This window comes from Campylobacter volucris, from assembly GCF_008011665.1.
Lineage (GTDB): Bacteria > Campylobacterota > Campylobacteria > Campylobacterales > Campylobacteraceae > Campylobacter_D > Campylobacter_D volucris_A.
Genome location: NZ_VOWJ01000013.1, coordinates 120,916 through 138,717, shown reverse-complemented (window position 1 = coordinate 138,717; position 17,802 = coordinate 120,916). Strand labels below are relative to the sequence as shown.

General features: G+C 27.5%; 19 protein-coding genes and 2 pseudogenes. 6 read left to right on the top strand and 15 right to left on the bottom strand.

What is annotated here, in order from left to right; translation table 11 throughout:
* Positions 1–2: 2 nt before the first annotated feature.
* The 3 genes from FPD38_RS01480 to glmU are packed head-to-tail and all read right to left on the bottom strand — an operon-like array spanning position 3 to position 3,072.
* Positions 3–623, bottom strand: a complete 621-nt coding sequence (locus FPD38_RS01480; protein WP_187153073.1) for a hypothetical protein — start codon at positions 621–623, stop codon at positions 3–5.
* Positions 620–1,783: a bifunctional phosphopantothenoylcysteine decarboxylase/phosphopantothenate--cysteine ligase CoaBC gene (gene coaBC / locus FPD38_RS01475; RefSeq protein WP_147555025.1), complete on the bottom strand. Its 1,164-nt coding sequence runs from the start codon at positions 1,781–1,783 to the stop codon at positions 620–622. Before coaBC ends, FPD38_RS01480 begins: the two co-directional genes overlap by 4 nt.
* Entirely contained in the window at positions 1,780–3,072 is a 1,293-nt protein-coding gene (gene glmU / locus FPD38_RS01470; RefSeq protein WP_147555024.1) for a bifunctional UDP-N-acetylglucosamine diphosphorylase/glucosamine-1-phosphate N-acetyltransferase GlmU, read from the bottom strand. The genes coaBC and glmU overlap by 4 nt, the downstream gene beginning before the upstream one ends.
* 175 nt (positions 3,073–3,247) lie before the next feature.
* Between glmU and fliP the strand changes: the two are divergent.
* From fliP to FPD38_RS01445, 6 genes and pseudogenes are all read left to right on the top strand, one after another.
* Positions 3,248–3,981: pseudogene (gene fliP, locus FPD38_RS01465) on the top strand (flagellar type III secretion system pore protein FliP).
* Entirely contained in the window at positions 3,982–4,890 is a 909-nt protein-coding gene (locus FPD38_RS01460; protein WP_147555023.1) for an AEC family transporter, read from the top strand.
* A gap of 4 nt (positions 4,891–4,894) precedes the next feature.
* A complete protein-coding gene (locus tag FPD38_RS01455; RefSeq protein ID WP_147555022.1) occupies positions 4,895–6,640 on the top strand; it encodes a bifunctional chorismate-binding protein/class IV aminotransferase in 1,746 nt (581 codons plus the stop codon).
* A complete protein-coding gene (locus tag FPD38_RS01450; RefSeq protein ID WP_147555021.1) occupies positions 6,637–7,203 on the top strand; it encodes an anthranilate synthase component II in 567 nt (188 codons plus the stop codon). The genes FPD38_RS01455 and FPD38_RS01450 overlap by 4 nt, the downstream gene beginning before the upstream one ends.
* A 125-nt stretch (positions 7,204–7,328) precedes the next feature.
* On the top strand, positions 7,329–7,466 hold the full coding sequence (locus FPD38_RS08115) for a hypothetical protein (protein ID WP_187153072.1): 138 nt from the start codon (positions 7,329–7,331) through the stop codon (positions 7,464–7,466).
* A 384-nt stretch (positions 7,467–7,850) separates the two neighbouring features.
* Positions 7,851–9,662 carry an autotransporter domain-containing protein gene (locus tag FPD38_RS01445; protein ID WP_147555020.1) on the top strand — a complete coding sequence of 604 codons (1,812 nt, stop codon included), beginning with the start codon at positions 7,851–7,853 and terminating at the stop codon, positions 9,660–9,662.
* A gap of 35 nt (positions 9,663–9,697) precedes the next feature.
* On the opposite strand, the gene FPD38_RS01440 is transcribed toward FPD38_RS01445, so the two are convergent.
* The 12 genes and pseudogenes from FPD38_RS01440 to FPD38_RS01385 all read right to left on the bottom strand — a co-directional run.
* Complete coding sequence (locus FPD38_RS01440; protein WP_187153080.1) at positions 9,698–10,024, bottom strand: arsenate reductase family protein; 327 nt, start codon at positions 10,022–10,024, stop codon at positions 9,698–9,700.
* A 26-nt stretch (positions 10,025–10,050) separates the two neighbouring features.
* A complete protein-coding gene (locus FPD38_RS01435; RefSeq protein WP_147555018.1) occupies positions 10,051–11,391 on the bottom strand; it encodes a class II 3-deoxy-7-phosphoheptulonate synthase in 1,341 nt (446 codons plus the stop codon).
* A gap of 24 nt (positions 11,392–11,415) precedes the next feature.
* On the bottom strand, positions 11,416–11,769 hold the full coding sequence (locus FPD38_RS01430) for a cupin domain-containing protein (RefSeq protein WP_147555017.1): 354 nt from the start codon (positions 11,767–11,769) through the stop codon (positions 11,416–11,418).
* 2 nt (positions 11,770–11,771) lie between these two features.
* A complete protein-coding gene (rplS, locus tag FPD38_RS01425) occupies positions 11,772–12,128 on the bottom strand; it encodes a 50S ribosomal protein L19 (RefSeq protein ID WP_147555016.1) in 357 nt (118 codons plus the stop codon).
* Between the two features lie 11 nt (positions 12,129–12,139).
* Complete coding sequence (gene trmD, locus FPD38_RS01420; RefSeq protein ID WP_147555015.1) at positions 12,140–12,844, bottom strand: tRNA (guanosine(37)-N1)-methyltransferase TrmD; 705 nt, start codon at positions 12,842–12,844, stop codon at positions 12,140–12,142.
* Positions 12,841–13,371, bottom strand: coding sequence for a ribosome maturation factor RimM (gene rimM / locus FPD38_RS01415; protein WP_147555014.1), 531 nt, complete (start codon positions 13,369–13,371; stop codon positions 12,841–12,843). The genes trmD and rimM overlap by 4 nt, the downstream gene beginning before the upstream one ends.
* Entirely contained in the window at positions 13,361–13,606 is a 246-nt protein-coding gene (locus tag FPD38_RS01410) for a KH domain-containing protein (protein ID WP_147555013.1), read from the bottom strand. Before FPD38_RS01410 ends, rimM begins: the two co-directional genes overlap by 11 nt.
* A 3-nt stretch (positions 13,607–13,609) precedes the next feature.
* On the bottom strand, positions 13,610–13,837 hold the full coding sequence (gene rpsP, locus FPD38_RS01405) for a 30S ribosomal protein S16 (protein ID WP_012661702.1): 228 nt from the start codon (positions 13,835–13,837) through the stop codon (positions 13,610–13,612).
* Positions 13,838–13,905: 68 nt separating this feature from the next.
* On the bottom strand, positions 13,906–15,243 hold the full coding sequence (gene ffh / locus FPD38_RS01400) for a signal recognition particle protein (protein ID WP_147555012.1): 1,338 nt from the start codon (positions 15,241–15,243) through the stop codon (positions 13,906–13,908).
* Positions 15,244–15,301: 58 nt separating this feature from the next.
* Positions 15,302–16,054 carry a pseudouridine synthase family protein gene (locus tag FPD38_RS01395; RefSeq protein ID WP_147555011.1) on the bottom strand — a complete coding sequence of 251 codons (753 nt, stop codon included), beginning with the start codon at positions 16,052–16,054 and terminating at the stop codon, positions 15,302–15,304.
* Complete coding sequence (gene waaA / locus FPD38_RS01390; RefSeq protein WP_147555010.1) at positions 16,044–17,219, bottom strand: lipid IV(A) 3-deoxy-D-manno-octulosonic acid transferase; 1,176 nt, start codon at positions 17,217–17,219, stop codon at positions 16,044–16,046. Before waaA ends, FPD38_RS01395 begins: the two co-directional genes overlap by 11 nt.
* Positions 17,216–17,779 (bottom strand): annotated as a pseudogene (locus FPD38_RS01385) (zinc ribbon domain-containing protein); the annotation flags it as partial. The gene waaA and the pseudogene FPD38_RS01385, both read right to left, overlap by 4 nt.
* Positions 17,780–17,802: the final 23 nt, after the last annotated feature.

Sequence of the window (17,802 nt, the reverse complement as noted above, 5' to 3'; positions counted from 1 at the left end):
ATTTAGCCTTTAATATCCATCAATCTTTTAAACACAAACAAAGGTGATAAAGTAGAAACGACTTCAAATTTAAAATACTCATGTAAAAATTGCGCTACTTTTGCAAAAGGAGTTTGTATGCGTATAACCTTACCATCATTAATATAAATTTTTAAAGCACCAAAAATCTCAAAATACAAATAAACTTCTACATTTTTTCCACTTTTTTTTGCCTCAAACAAAGCCCTTTCTGAGCTATACACAAAAGGTATATGATAAATTCCCTCAAAAAAAGCAAAAAACATTTCTTTGTAAATTTCATACTCATATGCATTTTTACTTTCTATGATTTTATTGACAATGTAGTTTTTATACCAAGAATTTTCATCTCCATGTTCTAATAATTTTTCTATGATTAAATTTCCTTCTTCAAAAAGCTTTATATTAGGTTTTTTTAAAAGATTTTTAAAAGAAATTACACCTTTATCCTCATAAACTTCTGCTAAATACTCCTCTCCTACTTCAAGCTCTATCATGCTTTTTGTTTCAAGTTTTTTTGTATTTAATAATAAAACATAACGATTGTATGATTTTTTTTCTAAAATTTGCATTCTTATAGGTAAAGTTGAATTAATAATATTCACCACAAATCCTTCATATAAGAAACCAAAACAAAAGCTAGTTTTTCTTTACTCATTTTTTCACTTTGATAAATTTTATCTTTGGTAATAAAACTAATACAATTTTCATCATCTCCAAAAGTCATATTTTCATTTAAAACATTCAAACATACCATATCTAGTCTTTTTTCTACTAAAGATTTTTTGGCATTATTTAAAGCATTTTGCTCATCAAATTCCATTTTAAAACCTATTTTTTTGCCATTAAAATCTAAATTTTTTAATATATCTTCATTAAGATAAAGTTTTAAATCAAATCCATCCAAATAATCACTCTTTTTGATTTTCCCAGAATACATTTTTGGCACAAAATCGCTCACCGCTGCACTCATGATTAAAGCATCAAAATGCTTATATTTTTGTAATTTTTCTTTCAACTGGGATGAAGAATTAAATGTTTCTATCTCATAAGCAACATCAAATTCAATAGAGCTTAAAAAAACCACCCTAGCTCCTAAAAAATACAAAGCATCAGCAATAGCCTTTGCCATTTTACCACTTGAAAAATTACTTATACATCTAACATCGTCTATTTTTTCTTTAGTTCCACCACCGCTTATAACAATTTGTTTATTTATAAAAAAATCATCTTTAAATAAAGCTCTTTTTAAAGCATAAAATATAGTATCAACTTCAGCTAAAGCGCCCAAACCATAGTCTTTGCAAGCTAAATTTTTTATCACAGGATCAATAATGATATAATCATTTTCTTTAAGAATTTGCAAAGATTTTTGAGTGCTAAAATGCAAATACATATTTGTATTAGCCGCAGGAGCTATTAAAAAAGGTTTGTGTTTTTGCACTGCTATTAAGGTTTGGATAAATAAATTATCTGCTATACCATTAGCAAGTTTGTTGATGGAATTTATACTAGCAGGGGCAAAAATTATAGCATCACAATCTTTGCTAAAAGCTATATGATTATTCTGATTTTGCCAACTTTCATTTTCTTCATATAAAATTTCATCTACTAAAGCTTCAAAGCTAAATTTAGTGCAAAATTTCAAAGCTCCATTAGAAAGCAATACTTTAACCCCATAACCTTCTTTTTTACATAAAGAAATTAACTCATAAGCCTTATAAAATGCTATACTACCACTTACTGCTAGCAAGATAGTTTTCATTTTTTACCTAATTTGTGATAGAAAAAGTCTTCTTTAATTTCAGCCTTAGCTCTATTTATATACAAAGAACCTTTTTTTACATCTTTATAAACCGTGCTTCCAGCAGCTATAATCACATCATCTTCAATATTTACAGGTGCAATAAATTGCGTATCAGAGCCGACAAAAACATTTTTACCTATTTTAGTTTTGTGTTTTTTTGCTCCATCATAATTGCAAGTAATACTTCCACAACCTATATTACTTCCCTCATCTATCTCACAATCACCCAAATAACTTAAATGCCCAGCTTTTACACCATTTAACAAAGCATTTTTACACTCTACAAAATTTCCTATATGGGTATTTTTTAAACGACACTTTGGACGCAAATGTGCTAAAGGTCCTACATCGCTATTTTCTACTATACTATCTTCAATCACACTTGAGCTTTTAATGATAGAATTAATAATTTTTGATTTTCCTTCTATACGAACATTTTCATATACTTCACATTCACCTATAAATTCAACTTCATCTGAAATAAAAGTCGTAGTAGGCATATGAAAAATCACTCCTTGCTTCATCCATTCTTTTTTAATTTCTTCTTGCATGATATCTTGAGCTAAAGATAATTCGATTTTATCATTTACACCCATAAAATTTTGCTCATCAACAAACACAGCATTAACCACACATCCTTTTTCTTTAGCTAAAAATACTGCATCGGTTAAATAATACTCTTTAGCTTTATTGTTATTTTTTATTAAAGGTAAAACTTCTTTTAAAATTTGAGTCTTAATCGCATAAACTCCACTATTGCAAATCTTTATAGCAAGTTCTTCTTTGCTTGCATCTTTGGTTTCTACAATTTTTTCAATTTTTTCTTCTTTTAAAACTATTCTTCCATAGCTTTTTGGATCTTTTGCTTCAAAAACAGCCACGCTAAAATCATTTTCATTAAAAGCTATTTTTTCTAAATCACTAGATTTAACCAAAGGCATATCACCACATAAAATCAACACCTTATCGTATTTGCTTTCATAACCTCTTAAAGCTCCTGCTGTTCCTGGATAATTTTGCAAATCTTGCTCTAAAAAGCGTGTATGTGGAAAATGCTCGCGAACTATCTGCTCCACTTTTTCTTTTTGATGAGAAAGCACTATGCAAACATCATCACTAATTTTATAAGCTTGTTTTAAAATATGTAAAATCATAGGTTTAGAAGAAATTTTTTGCAAAACTTTTGGATTTGATGACTTCATACGAGTTCCAAGCCCTGCTGCTAGTATAAGTATGGAAGTTTTCATGGTTTTACCTTTTTTTGTAAAAATTATTGCTCAATTTTAACAAGCTAAAGTAAAAATTACCAAAATAGCTTATGTTTAAAACAATCTTTTTAATAAATTTAAAAAATATTTTTCAATTCTTTTAAGAGTAAAATTGCTAGAATAATACTTTAAATTTTTATTCTAAGGAAAAAATTTGAGGTTTTTGCTGGTTTTATTTTTATCAAGCTTAGCTCTTTTTAGTGCAGAAGTTACCATACCTACGGTGAATTTAAGCCTTAGTGCGCCAATAACCCTCAGCAACTTGTAACTACTTTAAATATTGTCATAGTTTTAACTATACTAGCACTTGCTCCAACTATTATTTTTGTAATGACTTCATTTTTAAGACTTGTAGTAGTGTTTTCTTTTTTAAGAATTGCTCTTGGCACCCAAACTATGCCACCAAATACCATTTTAGTTACCTTGGCTTTGATTTTAACCTTTTTTATTATGGAGCCCGTTGCAACCAAAGCATATAATGAAGGCGTAAAGCCTTATATAGCTGAAAAAATTGGCTACGAGGAAGCTTTTGAAAAAAGCGTTAAACCTTTTAAAGATTTTATGCTAAAAAACACTAGAGAAAAAGATCTAGCACTTTTTTACAGAATTAGAAATTTAGAAAACCCAAAAACCATAGATGATGTTCCTTTAACTGTTTTAGTACCTGCTTTTATGATTAGTGAGCTTAAGACAGCTTTTGAAATAGGCTTTTTGCTTTTCTTGCCATTTTTAGTTATTGATATGGTAGTAAGCTCGGTTTTAATGGCTATGGGTATGATGATGCTTCCACCTGTAATGATTTCCATGCCTTTTAAATTGCTTATTTTTGTATTGGTAGATGGGTGGAATTTACTCATTCAAAATCTAGTCAAAAGTTTTTTAACTTAGATGATATATACTTCTTTATTTGGTATATTTTGCCTACTTTTTACTGGCTATTTTGCAAAAAAAATCAAAATTTTAAAACAAAAACAATCAAGAACATTTCTTGATTTTGTCATTGTTTTTGCTCTACCTTGCTTAATTTTTGAGCGTATTTATCATTTAAATTTTGATTTTTCTTTGATTATTATGATTTTATTAGGATTATTTAGCACTCTTTTTTCAGCCTTTTGCTGCACACTTTTAGCAATGTATTTTAATTTTAGTAAAAATACATTAGTGAGTATTTTTTTACTTGCTAGTTTTGGAAATACTTTATTTGTAGGAATTCCTATCTTAACAGGAATCTACCCACAAAGTGATTTTTTAGGAGAAATTATACTTTATGATGCGCTAGCTACTGTTTTACCTGTAGCTTTACTAGCACCATTCATAATCTCTTTTGCAAACAATCAAAAGATAAATTTTTTTGTAATTATAAAAAAAATTTTTGCTTTTCCTCCATTTATCGCTTTATTTTTAGGACTAGTTTGCAAATTTTTTACCTTACCAGAATTTATCTTTGAACCACTACATATACTTGGAGCAAGTGCTACACCTGTGGCTCTTTTTGCTATAGGATTAAATTTAGGATTTTTAAGCATTGCAAGTTCTTATAAAAGCACGATAATAGTAATTTTTTCTAAAATGATTGTAGCTCCTTTAATCTTTTTAATATTTTTAAAAATTTTTAATTTCAATTTTAATCCAAATCTAAATATAGCCATATTAGAATCAGCAATGCCTACACTAACACCAATTGCAGCGATGATTATGAAAGCAAAATTAGATGCAAATTTAGCCGTAAGTTCTGTAGCTTTTGGTATAGTCTTTGCCTTTATTTCTTTACCTATTTGGGTATATGTTTTAGTGTAAAAAAATGAATTTTGGAATTTTTGGTGATTATATTTATCATAATTTAGCTTTTAGTCTAAAAGCTTACAATAAAAAACAAAGTAAAAAAATTTTTAAAATCATTGAGAAAAATAAAAATAAATTTTATTTTTTAGGGTATATAAAATATGAATTTTATAAATATTTAGAAGATCAAAATTACACAAGCACCGAACCTTTTGTATATTTTTTAGCTTTTGAAGAAAAAACCTTATTTACCCATGAAAAACAAAATTTAGATTTTTGTGCTATTTTTACTCAAAATTTTAATCAACAAAAATATTTTAAAAATTTCAATGAGGTTAAAACTGCCATAGCAAAAGGACAAAGCTACCAAGTCAATCTAACCCAAGAATTACACTTTAAATCAAATCTTAATTTATATGAAATTTTTCTTAGTCTTTATCCTAAACAAAATACTGAATTTAAAGCATATATAAAAAATGAATTTTTAGAACTTGCTTCATTTTCTCCAGAGCTTTTTTTTGAAATAAAAAATACTACCATTTGCACCAAACCTATGAAAGGAACTATAAAACGATCTTTGGATTTAAAAGAAGATGAAAATTTAAAAAAATTCTTACAAAATGATGAAAAAACCATTAGTGAAAATGTAATGATAGTTGATTTATTACGCAATGATTTATCAAAAATTATCAAAAAAAATACTCAAAAAACAAAACTTTTTACAACAAAAACCTATCCTACTTTACATCAACTTATATCAAAAATTAGTGGAAAATTAAAAAACAATATGGATTTTTTCACTATCTTTAAAGCTCTTTTTCCATGTGGTTCTATAACAGGAGCTCCTAAACTAGAAACCATAGAACTTATAAAAAATTTAGAGCAAAGAGAGCGAGGAATTTATTGTGGTGCTATAGGATTGATACGTAAAAAAAGAGCTAAATTTAGCGTTGCAATTAGAACCATAGAAAAAAACAATAACGAGAATTTTTATAGATATGGCGTTGGTAGCGGACTTGTATGGGATTCTAGACAAGAAGATGAATTTGAAGAATTGCACTTAAAAAGTAAAATTTTACAATCAGATTTTTATTTATTTGAAACGATGTTTTACCAAGATGGTAAAATTTTATTTTTTAAAGAACACTTGCAAAGACTCTTAAATTCAGCCATATTTTTTCACTTTGATACTCAAAAAATCATGCAAGATTTTAAATTCACAGCAAAAAAAGATAAAAAAATTCGCTTTAAATCTTTACAAGAATTTAATGACTTTATTTTTAAGAATAATTATTTTTTCACTAAAAGCACTTTTAAACATCAAGGAGAAAAAATCATAAAATTAAAACTTTTTAAAAATGGTTTATATGAGTTAGAATTTAGCGATATAAAAGAAAATATCAATGATAAATTAATCCTTAGCAATGAACTCTTAAAAGTCAATTTTTTAATTCACCACAAAAGCTCTTTACGCAGTCTTTATGAAAAAAACTCATATTTATGGAAAAAAGATTTATGCTACGATGTGGCTTTTTTTGATAAAGAAAATATTTTATATGAGGGCTCAAGAAGTAATATCATAGTAAAAATTGATGATAAATATTTTACCCCTTATACTCAAAACTGCTTAAATGGAATTTATAGACAAAAACTTTTAAAATACAAACTCATTCAAGAAAAAAATATCAGCAAAAACGAACTTTTAAATTCCAAAGAAATTTATGCTATCAATTCTGTAAGAGGCTTGAAAAAGGTGGTTTTGTGAAAGTTTTAATTATAGATAATTATGATTCATTTACCTATACTATAGCCTTTTATCTTAAAGAACTTGGTGTTAAATATAAAATCATTAAAAATGATAAATTCAAACACCCAAAAAAACTTAAAAAATATAATTTTACCCATCTAATCATTTCTCCAGGACCTAATTCTCCTAAAGAATCAAAACTTAGTCTAAAAGCTATTAAATACTTTAAAAAAGATAAAAAAATTCTTGGAATTTGCTTAGGACATCAATGCATAGCACATGTTTTTGGTGGTAAAATTTCTAAACTTTCAAACCCAACTCATGGCAAAATAAAAACTATCGATTTTGTACTAAATCCTCTTTTTCAAAACATAAAAACAAATTTTCAAGTCTGTTTATATCACTCTTTATATGTTAGCGATATAGGTAAAAAATGCAAAATTCTAGCCAAAAGTAAAGATGGTATCATAATGGCCTTAAAGCATAAAAAACACGACATTTACGGAGTACAATTTCACCCAGAAGCCATTTTAAGTCAAAATGGCAAGAAGCTTTTGCGAAATTTTATCTTGCTTGATTAATTCTATCTTTAATAAACTATTCTCATATTATAAAAATTTATTTTTTATAAAAAAATTATTAATTTTTAAGATTAAATTTATGGGGGGGGTATAATGCTTTTTTCATTTTAAATTTAAGGAGATAATTGATAGAACTTTTTTACTACACAAGTAAAGTTTTAGTAGGATTTAGCATTAGTGCTTTATTAAGCAGTGCTGCTTTAGCTCAAGAAATAAATCATGGAAATTTTTCTAGTTATTTCAACTATAAAGATGGAATTTAGAGTTTAGATTCTAAAGAAAATATAGAATTAAAAATAACTCCTTCAGATATTCAATCATATTATGGTGGAGAAAATCACGATAAACCTATAAAAGAATTTAATATCAAAACAAGTGGTATTTTAACTATTGGAGATGAAGATAAATGGATAGATGTAGGTGCCACTGAAACCAATGAAGCAAAATACGATTATACAGTGTTAATTTAGAAGCAAAAAAATCATTTTAAATTCTGATAGAGCCACCTTAGTTGCAAATAAAGATTTCAATATAAAAGGTGATGTATTTTAAAAGGAAGTTCGCCTATAACAAATGACAATATATATGAAGAAATTGATAGACCTAGTTTAGATGTATAGAATGGATATGGCGAAAAAGATGGCTATATGAACATACAAGGAAATTTAAATGTAAATAATTCTTTTATTGGTATATATGATGCAAATAAAAAAGATGGCTTAATCTCTGTAGATGGAGATGTAAATATAAAAGATTCAGCTATAGGCATAAGCACAAATAGTGTTTCAAATTTAGGTATAAACAACTATGTAGCTATAAAAACAACAGGCAGTTTTAACCAAGATATAGATAAAAACATAGTAACAGCACTATACACTAAAGATATAACAAGCATGCTTAAAACAAGCAATTTACTACCAAAAAATGTATTTTTTGAAGATACTGATTTGGCTCAATTTACAGACTATAAACTTAGTGTTTCTAATGATGGCAAAAGTCTTTTAATTAGCGGTGGTGCCAATGAAAATGTAAGAGATTTATCAAAAATATTACAATCTGAAATTGATATTAGAAAAGAAGCTTTAGATACTTTTGAGAATATAAAAAACAACATAAAGTACGATGAAGAATATAACAAAAACTCTTACCAAAAACCAGAATATATGGGCGATGATGCTATGCTTGAAGCCATAGCGCAAGCAGAAAAAGAACTGCAAGAACAAATTAAAAAATTAGAACAACAAATCCAAGAAATAGAGGCTAATGGCGGCAAAGTAGAAGCTGATGATTTAGTTGAAAATATGAAAGATATTAGCTTAGAAAATAAAAATCTAGCCGTAAATATGTTAAATAGTATTTTAAATTCTAAACTTAGCAATGATGCTGTTGCAGCGCTCACTCTAGATACCACAGGAAAAAACCTAAACACACTTACTACAAATACAAAAGCAAGTGCAAAAGCTATAGTAAATAATGCTCAAAATTCTTCTGTTAATTCATCTATAGGTGTAGCAAATGACCTAGCCATTGGAACAAGAATAGCAAAACTTTCAAATCCTTATCAAGATAAAGCTTTAGTAGAAAAATTTGCTACAACCCATATAGCAGCACTAGCAAGCGATGTTTATAATTATTATGGAAATTCTTCATTTAATAATAGCTTTTGGGGTAATATTTTTGGTGGTGCAAATATCATAGATGGAGATAGTGGTGCTTTATATGGATTTACACTAGGTGCTGATAGAAAAATCAATGATAATACTTTGCTTGGTTTTTACTTTACTTATGCTGACTCAACTATCAAAGATGGAGTTATGGAACAAAAATCAGATAACTATCAATTTGGTATTTATTCTTTAATTAATCCAAACGATCAATGGGAAATCAACCTAAGAGCTTACGGGCAAATTTCTCCAACAGATCAAAGTGTAGTGATGCTAAGTGATTCTAGTAAAGCAGATTACAATAGTAAATTCTTTGGCTTAAGTGCTAATGCCGGTAGAATTTTTAATCCAAATTCATCATCATTATTCATCAAGCCTTTTGCTGGTATAAATTACTACTACGCATACACTCCAAGCTATAAAGAAAATGGTATGTTTGCAAAAGATGTTCAAAGTATGACAAATAATTCCATATCTTTAGAACTTGGTGCTGAATTTAGAAAATATATGAATGAAAAATCATATTTATTTATCACTCCAAAAATAGAACAATACATAATGAACAATGGAGATGATTATGTAGCTGGATTTGTTGGATCAAATTCAAATTTTATCATCAAAGGTAATGATAAGAAAAAAACTTATGGACAAATCATCATAGGCGGAAATGTAGATATTAGTGAGCAATTTAGCTTAAATGCTGGTATTGGAGCTAAACAAATATTAGCTGGTAAAACAGATAATAAAAACGAAACTTATGTAAGCGGTCAAGTAGGTTTTAAATATAAATTTTAAAAAACTCCTAAATGCTAGAGTAAAAACTCTAGCATTTAAAAACTTTCATACTCTTTAGCTATGAAAATTTCATCATCTTTTACAATCAGAGGACGCTTTATAATTGTTGGAGATTGTAAAATCATATTTTTAATTTCATCTTGACTTAACTCCTGAAGCTTTTCTTTGTTAATGCCTAATTTCCTAGCAGTCATTCCAGTTGTATTTATAAATTCTAAAACATCTCTTTTGCCAAGCCAAAAATCTAAAGTTTTTTCATCTAATTTTTTTATATCTAAAAATTCAAATTCAATTTGTTTTGATTTTAAAAACTCAATAGCATTTTTTACACTATTACAATTTTTTATACCATAAAATTTCAACATTTTGTTCCTTTAAAAATTTCACATCAATTTAATCTTGCTTTTTTAAGTAATTCTGCTATCAAAAATGCCAATTCTAATGCTTGATCAGCATTTAATCTTGGATCACATTGTGTCTCATAGCGTTTAAAAAGCTCTTTTTGAGTTATATTTAAACTACCACCCACACACTCGGTGACATTTTGCCCAGTCATTTCCAAATGCACTCCACCAGGATACACATTCTCACTCATAGCAATCTCAAAAAATAAGCGTAACTCTTTTATGATTTTATCAAATTCTCTTGTTTTAAAATTGCCTGATTTTATTGTATTTGCATGCATTGGATCAATGCTATATAATATATTTAATCCTTCTTTTTTTAATTCTTTAAATAATTTAGGCAAAGATTTTTCTATCTTATCATGTCCCATACGAATAATAAAATTCAACTTACCTAAATCGTTATTTGGATTTAACATAAAACTAAGCTTTTTAATCTCATCAAGATCAAATTCAGAGCTTATTTTAACACCGATAGGATTTTGCACCCCGCTTAAAAAATGCACATGAGCTTCATTAGGATTTCTCGTTCTTTCTCCTATCCATAGCATATGTGCAGAACAATCATAAACTTTTCCACTTAAACTATCAACCCTTGTTAAAGCTTCTTCATATGGTAAAAGTAAGGCTTCATGTGATGTATAAAAAGAAGTTTGAGATAAATTTGGAGAATCAATAATCCCACAAGCTTGCATAAAAGCCAATGCTTGGGTAATTTTTTCGCTAAGTTCTTCATATTTTTTATCTAATTCAGCTTTTTTTAAAAAACCTAAATTCCATTTATGCACTACCCTTAAATCAGCTAAACCACCTTTTGAAAAAGCTCTTAATAAATTTAAAGTCGTTGCACTTTGATAATAAGCCTCAAGCATTCTTTGCGGATCAGGTTCTCTTGAATTTTCATCAAATTCAAATCCATTGATAATATCACCTCTATAGCTTGGAAGTTTCAACCCATTTTGCTCTTCAAAATCACTACTTCTAGGTTTAGCAAATTGCCCTGCAACACGCCCTACTTTTACAATAGGACAAGATCCTGCAAAGGTTAAAACTATAGCCATTTGTAGCATAACCTTAAACATATCTCGAATATTATCAGCACCAAAATTTATAAAACTCTCAGCACAATCACCACCTTGAAGCAAAAAGGCTTTTTTTTTAGCTACCTTTGCTAAATCTTTTTTTAACATATCAACCTCACCTGCGAAAACCAAAGGTGGAAGCTTTTCTAATTTTTTTATTACTTGTTCTAATCGATTTTTATCTTTATAAATAGGCTGCTGTTTAATTTGAAGGTTTTTCCAAGAATTTTTTGTCCATTTCATAAATTATAAAAAAATCTAAATACGCTAAGATTTTAAAACGCTCTCGACACGCTCTAAAGTATCATGCTTGTATAGGGTTAAACGAACAATGGAATTTTCTAAAGCTAAAAGATTATGCATTTCATTAGCTTTCAAGCTAATACTATCTAATTCCTTAAGTATAACTTGCTCTCTTGCAACTTTAAAATCAATCAATCCTTTTAAAACTTGCACTGTAATAGCAAAAGGAGCTTTATGATCTTTCATAAAACTACCTTTTGAAATATTTATGCAAATTTCTTTGGTATATTCATTTTCTATTTTTTTAGAAATATTTACACCTTCTTTAAATTCTTCATTCCAAGATACAACTTGATAGAGAGCACTTCTAAAATTCAAAACTACTTCTTTAATTCTTTTATACGGGCAGCTTTGCCTCTTCTATCTCTTAGATAAAATAATCTCGCGCGACGAACACGACCTCTTCTTAAAACAGTAATACTTTCTAAACTTTCACTATAAATAGGGAAAATTCTTTCTACTCCAACATTGTTAGCACCAATTTTTCTAACAATGAAAGTTTCATCTACACCATTACCTCTACGAGCTATACAAATACCTTCAAAATTTTGAATTCTAGTTTTATCGCCTTCTTTGATACGAATAGCAAGTTTTAAAGTATCTCCAGCACGAAATTCTGGAACATTTTTACCTTCAATTTGTTTTTGTTCAAACTGCTCAATATATTTATTTTTCATAATGATATTCCTTAAAATTTGCGTTCATGCTTTTGATACAAATCAGGACGAAAAAACTTCGTTTTGCAAGACGCCATAGTAGTTTTTAAAGTTGCGATTTTAGCGTGATTTCCCTTTAAAAACTCTGAAGGCACATAAAATTTTTTATTATTTTGCTCATATATAAATGGTTTTGAGAAAGAAGGGGCTTCTAAAAGATTATTTTCAAAACTTTCTTCATTTAAACTTTCAAAATTACCTAACACATCTTGAATATTTCTACTAATAGCATCACACATCGCCAAAGATGCAAGCTCTCCACCGGTGAGAATAAAATCTCCTATGGAAAAAACCTCGTTTGCAAAATTTTCTACAACCCTTTCATCAATACCCTCATATCTACTACAAACAAAACAAATATGTTCTTTTTTTGCGAGTCTTTTAGCATCGATTTGTTTAAAAGGCTTTCCACAAGGCAAAACAAAGATAAAATGAACTTTGTTATCTTTTTGTTTGATACTTTCTAAACAATCAAACATTGGTTGATTTTGCATTAAAAGACCAGCTCCACCGCCTATTTTTTTATCATCTACTTTTAAATGTTTGTTTTTAGTAAAATCTCTAGGATTAATATAATTAAATTTGAGGATTTGTTTATCTTTTGCCCTTGATAATATAGAACTTTCAAAATAAAAACTGATTAATTGCGGAAAAAGACTTACGAAAGAAAAATTCATGAATTTTCTAGCAATTCTAAAGCATGTTTAGTAAAAATTTTTTTATTTTCAATATCGATTTTTTGAACGTATTTATCCACATAAGGAATATAAAATTTTTTTGCTAAAGATTGTTTGATTAGCTCATCTTCACTTTTAACTAAAAATAAAAATCCTATGCCATTTTCTAAAATATCTTCAACAATGCCTATTTTTTTATCATCTTCAATAATCTCACATCCAATAATATCAAAATAAAAATATTCATCTTTTTCTAAAATGCAATTTTGTTTTGTAAATTCTTTGGTTTGATAAAGTATAGTATTTGTCAAAGTTTTAGCCAAATCTAAATTTTCATAATTTTCAAATAAAACTAAAGATTTATTTTGATCAAAATCTTTAATAGTGTAAATTTTTTGATTGATATCAAAAAATTTAGCACCTTGTTTAAACTGCTTAAAAAAATCACTTAAATTGTGTAATTTTAAATAACCTTTTAAGCCAACGCTTTTGCCAAGTTTAGCAACTTGAACCAAATCATTCTTCAATAGCTTTTACCGTTATACGATAAGATGTAGCATCCTTGGCTTTATAAGCCATAATCACTGTTTTTATAGCATTAATTAATTTTCCATTTTTCCCTATAAGCTTACCAGTATCTACAGGATCTACATAAATAACAATTTCAGCAAAACCATTTTCTAAATTTTGTCGTATAATATTTATTTTTTCAGGAAAATCAACAATTAATTTTGCATATTCTCTTAAAAAATTTTCAATCATATATTATTTACTTGTAATAGCAGCTACTCTATCGCTTAATTTAGCACCAACGCTTTTCCAATAAGCTAAACGCTCAGCATCAAATTTTACCACTTCAGGCTCAACCATAGGATTATAATAACCTATACTTTCAATCCAGCTACCATCTCTTCTTTTTCTACTATCAGTTACAACTATACGATAAAATGGTCTTTTTTTACGGCCCATTTTTGTAAGTCTAATCACTGTCATTTAATACTCCTAAAAATTAAATTTTTGTTATAGATATTTTAGCTCATATATCCATAAAAAAAATTTAATTATTGAGGTCGTTTAGCTTGAGTCAACATATTCATAAAGTTTTCCATTCCTTTTTTATTGGAAAATTTCTTGGCTAGCTTTGATGCATTACTAAATTGTTTTAAAAAACGATTAACTTGCATTTGAGATAAACCTGCACCTTCTGCTATACGACGTTTTCTAGCATTATTTAATAAATCAGGATTTTCTCTTTCCTTTGGAGTCATAGAAGAAATCATAGCTTTAATATGTATAATTTCTTTAGAATTATCTAAATCAATATCTTTAATACTACTAGCCATAGAAGATAGTCCTGGGATCATACCAATAATTGATTTCATACTTCCAAGTTTTTTCACGCTTTCCATTTGATTTAAAAAATCATTGAAATTAAATTCACCTTTTTTGATTTTCTTATTCAAAATTTTAGCTTCTTTTTCATCTATAATTGTAGCTGTTTTTTCGGCCAAAGTTGCCAAATCACCTTCGCCCATAATACGATTAACAATTCTATCAGGAATGAAAATTTCCAAATCTGCAATTTTTTCACCAACACCTATAAATCTTAAAGGCACATTGATTTGTCTTGCAATACCTAAAGCAATACCACCTTTAGTATCAGCATCAAATTTACTTAAAATAACTCCAGTAAGATTTAGCATTTCATTAAAGGTTATAGCTGTCTTTACTCCATCTTGACCACTCATTGCATCAGCAACATAAAAAATTTCATCAGGAATTAAAATATTTTTTATTTCTTTTAATTCGTCCATTAATGCTATATCAATTGCCAAACGACCAGCAGTATCAACAAGCAAAACATCATACATAGAATTTTTTGCTTTTTCTAAAGCTTGTTTTGCCACATTTATAGGATTATTTTCATTTTCAATAAAAAATAGATCAATTTCATTAGCTTGAGTTAATTGTCTAAGCTGTTCAACTGCTGCTAGTCTTTGCAAATCACACGCAGCAACTAAAACTTTTTTATGTCTTAATTTTAAATAATTAGCAAGTTTTACAGTGCTAGTAGTTTTACCACCACCTTGTAAACCACACATTAACACAACAGTCGGAGGTTTAACTGCAAAGACAAAGCCTTGATTTTTACCTTTAACGCTAAGTATATCTTCTAAATTCTTTTTTATAGAATCTAAGAATTGTTTTTGGCCTATACCATTTGTTTTAAGATCGTTTTCTACTAAATTTAATAGTTCTTTTGTTACTTTATGATGAATATCTGCTTTTAAAAGGGCTTTTTTTAAAGTATCTAGTGCGTTTTTTAAGGCTTTTTCATCATCTATAAAACGGAGTTTATTTACTGCAGATTTAAATGATTCGCTAACTATCTCAAACACTTCTTTCCCTTTTTTTAAATTAAGATTTAATTATATTTTCTTTTAGCTTTAAACGCCTTTAAAAATTTAAATTTTTTATTTCAAATCCATACGCATTAAAGCTTTCATCCAGCAATGCTTTAAAAGTATAATCAAAAATTTTTGTTTCATAGCTATGTAAAAACATTCTTGATGAAATGTTTTTAGCATATTTTTCATCACCAATAACACCATGTTTTATATGATTTAAATGCACTCTAATTTGATGAGTTCTACCAGTTTTTATAATGGCTTTAATCAGTGTTTTTTTAGCATTAACCATCAAAGGTTCAACATAAGTTATCGCCTCTAAACCAAATTTATCAATTTTACTAAAAGCTCCATTACTACCTTTATGAGTAGAAATTTTTTCACAAATTTCTATTTCTTCAGCTATCACTCCATCTACAATGGCTAAATAACTTTTATAAACATTTTGCTTTTTATATTCATTAATACATTTTAATCTAAAATCTTCATTTTTACTTAGAAGCAATACTCCGCTTGTTTCCTTATCGAGTCTATTAATTAATTTTGCATTAAAAGTATTTTCTAAATTTTCACTAATTTGTCCAAATGGTTTATTTAAGGCAATGATATTATCATCTTCAAATAATATTTTTGCTTTTTTTATTTTATGAACGACAAATTTTGTTTTTACATTCATCAAAGCCCTAGCAATAACCACTTTTTTACCCATTGCAAAAACACAACCATTATCTATAAGCTCTTTTGCTTGATTATTAGAAATTTTTTCTTGTATAGCTAATAATTTATACGCTTTATCTTGCATTTACACCTTCTTTTATGCTTTGAACAATCTCTATTAAATCACCTTGATGTTTAATTTTTGCACAAGTTAATTTTTGAGTTAAAATGTTTCTAATTTCATCTAAATTTTGACAAATATAAATATTTTCAACTTCATTATACAAAGCTTCTTGATTAAAAAAATATTTTCCTGAAATAATAATATTTTCATATTTAGCAGCCTCGATTGGATTATGTCCTCCAATATTTTTTTCAAAAGAACCACATAAAAAAACAATATCGCTAATACTATAAAAATTTTCAAGCTCACCTAAACAATCAAGCAACAAACATTTTTCGCAAAAAACACTTTGCAAATCATTTGATTTTAAATCAAGTTGTGAAAATTTTTGCATACCATAACCATTAATTTTACAAAAATCTAATAAAATTTTCTCTACCATCTCAAAACGCTCAGGATGTCTTGGTGCAAGAACTAGCTTATCGTTTTGTTCCAGTTTGATTTTAGAAAGAAGTGCTTTTTCTTCGTTTTCATGAGTGCTTGCAAGAACTATCAATCTAGATTTTAATTTTTCAAATTTTTTATCTTTTTTGTCTTTGTTGATAATTTTAATATTTTTATATGCTATAACATTTTTTGCACCAAGATCTTGAAGCCTTTCTTTATCTTTTAAGCTTTGAGCAAATACTTCATCGATATATTTAAAAAGTACTTTATAAAAAAAGTTAAATTTTTTATACTTAAAATAAGATCTATCGCTGATTCTAGCATTGATTAAAATAACTTTTGCATTAAAAAATTTAGCCATAAACACTAACATCAACCAAAGTTCAGCTTCAAATATCACTAACACCTTACAAGGTTTCATCCAAAAAGGAATAAAAATTTCAAATGGTAAAAAATTAACTTTATATGTATATTTTAAAGCTTCACTAAAACCTGTGTTTGTGATAGTAGAAATTCTAAAATTATTAAAATGATTAAACAAAAAACGCATACTTTTTATCTCGCCAAAAGAACACCCATGAAAATGAACATCTGCGTATTCTTGTTTTAAATTTTTGTAAAGAAAAAAACGAGATTTTAAAGAGATTTTATATTTGTCTTTATAAAAACTTAAAATTAGTAAAAAAGGTGCTGTAATAACATAAAGTATTACAGCAAGAGCATAATAAAAAAAAATCAATTTTGATTTTCTTCTTTTTCTTTATATAAAATTCTACCACAATGTGGGCAAGTAACTATTTCATCACCTTTTAAAACCGCAAGATAAGTTTTATCATAAATTCTCATAAAACATCCATAACAAGCATGTTTTTTTACAGGAACTACAGCACTATTGTGTGCCCATTTTCTAATTTTTTCGTAAAAAGTTAAAACTTTTTGATTAATTTCTCCAACAAGTTTTACTTTTTTATCATAAATTTCTAATCTTTCTTTTTCTATATCTGCAAGAACTGCCTTAGTATCAACTTCAATTTTTTCCACTTCTTCTTCTAGTTGAGTTTTCTTTGCTCGTAATTCTTGTTTAAATTTTTCTTTGTTTTCTAAAATTTTATCTAATCTTTCAATTTCTTCATTAGCCGCATCTAATTGCTCTTTAGCTATATCTTCTTCGATTTTTAAAGCGTTCGCTTCTTTTTCTGTTTTAACAGCAGCACTTTTTTTAGAAATTTCTTTAATTTTCTCACCAAATTCTGCAATATGGTTATTGTTTTGACTTTTTTGATTTTCTATATCTTTAATATCTTTATCAAATGTGCAAATTT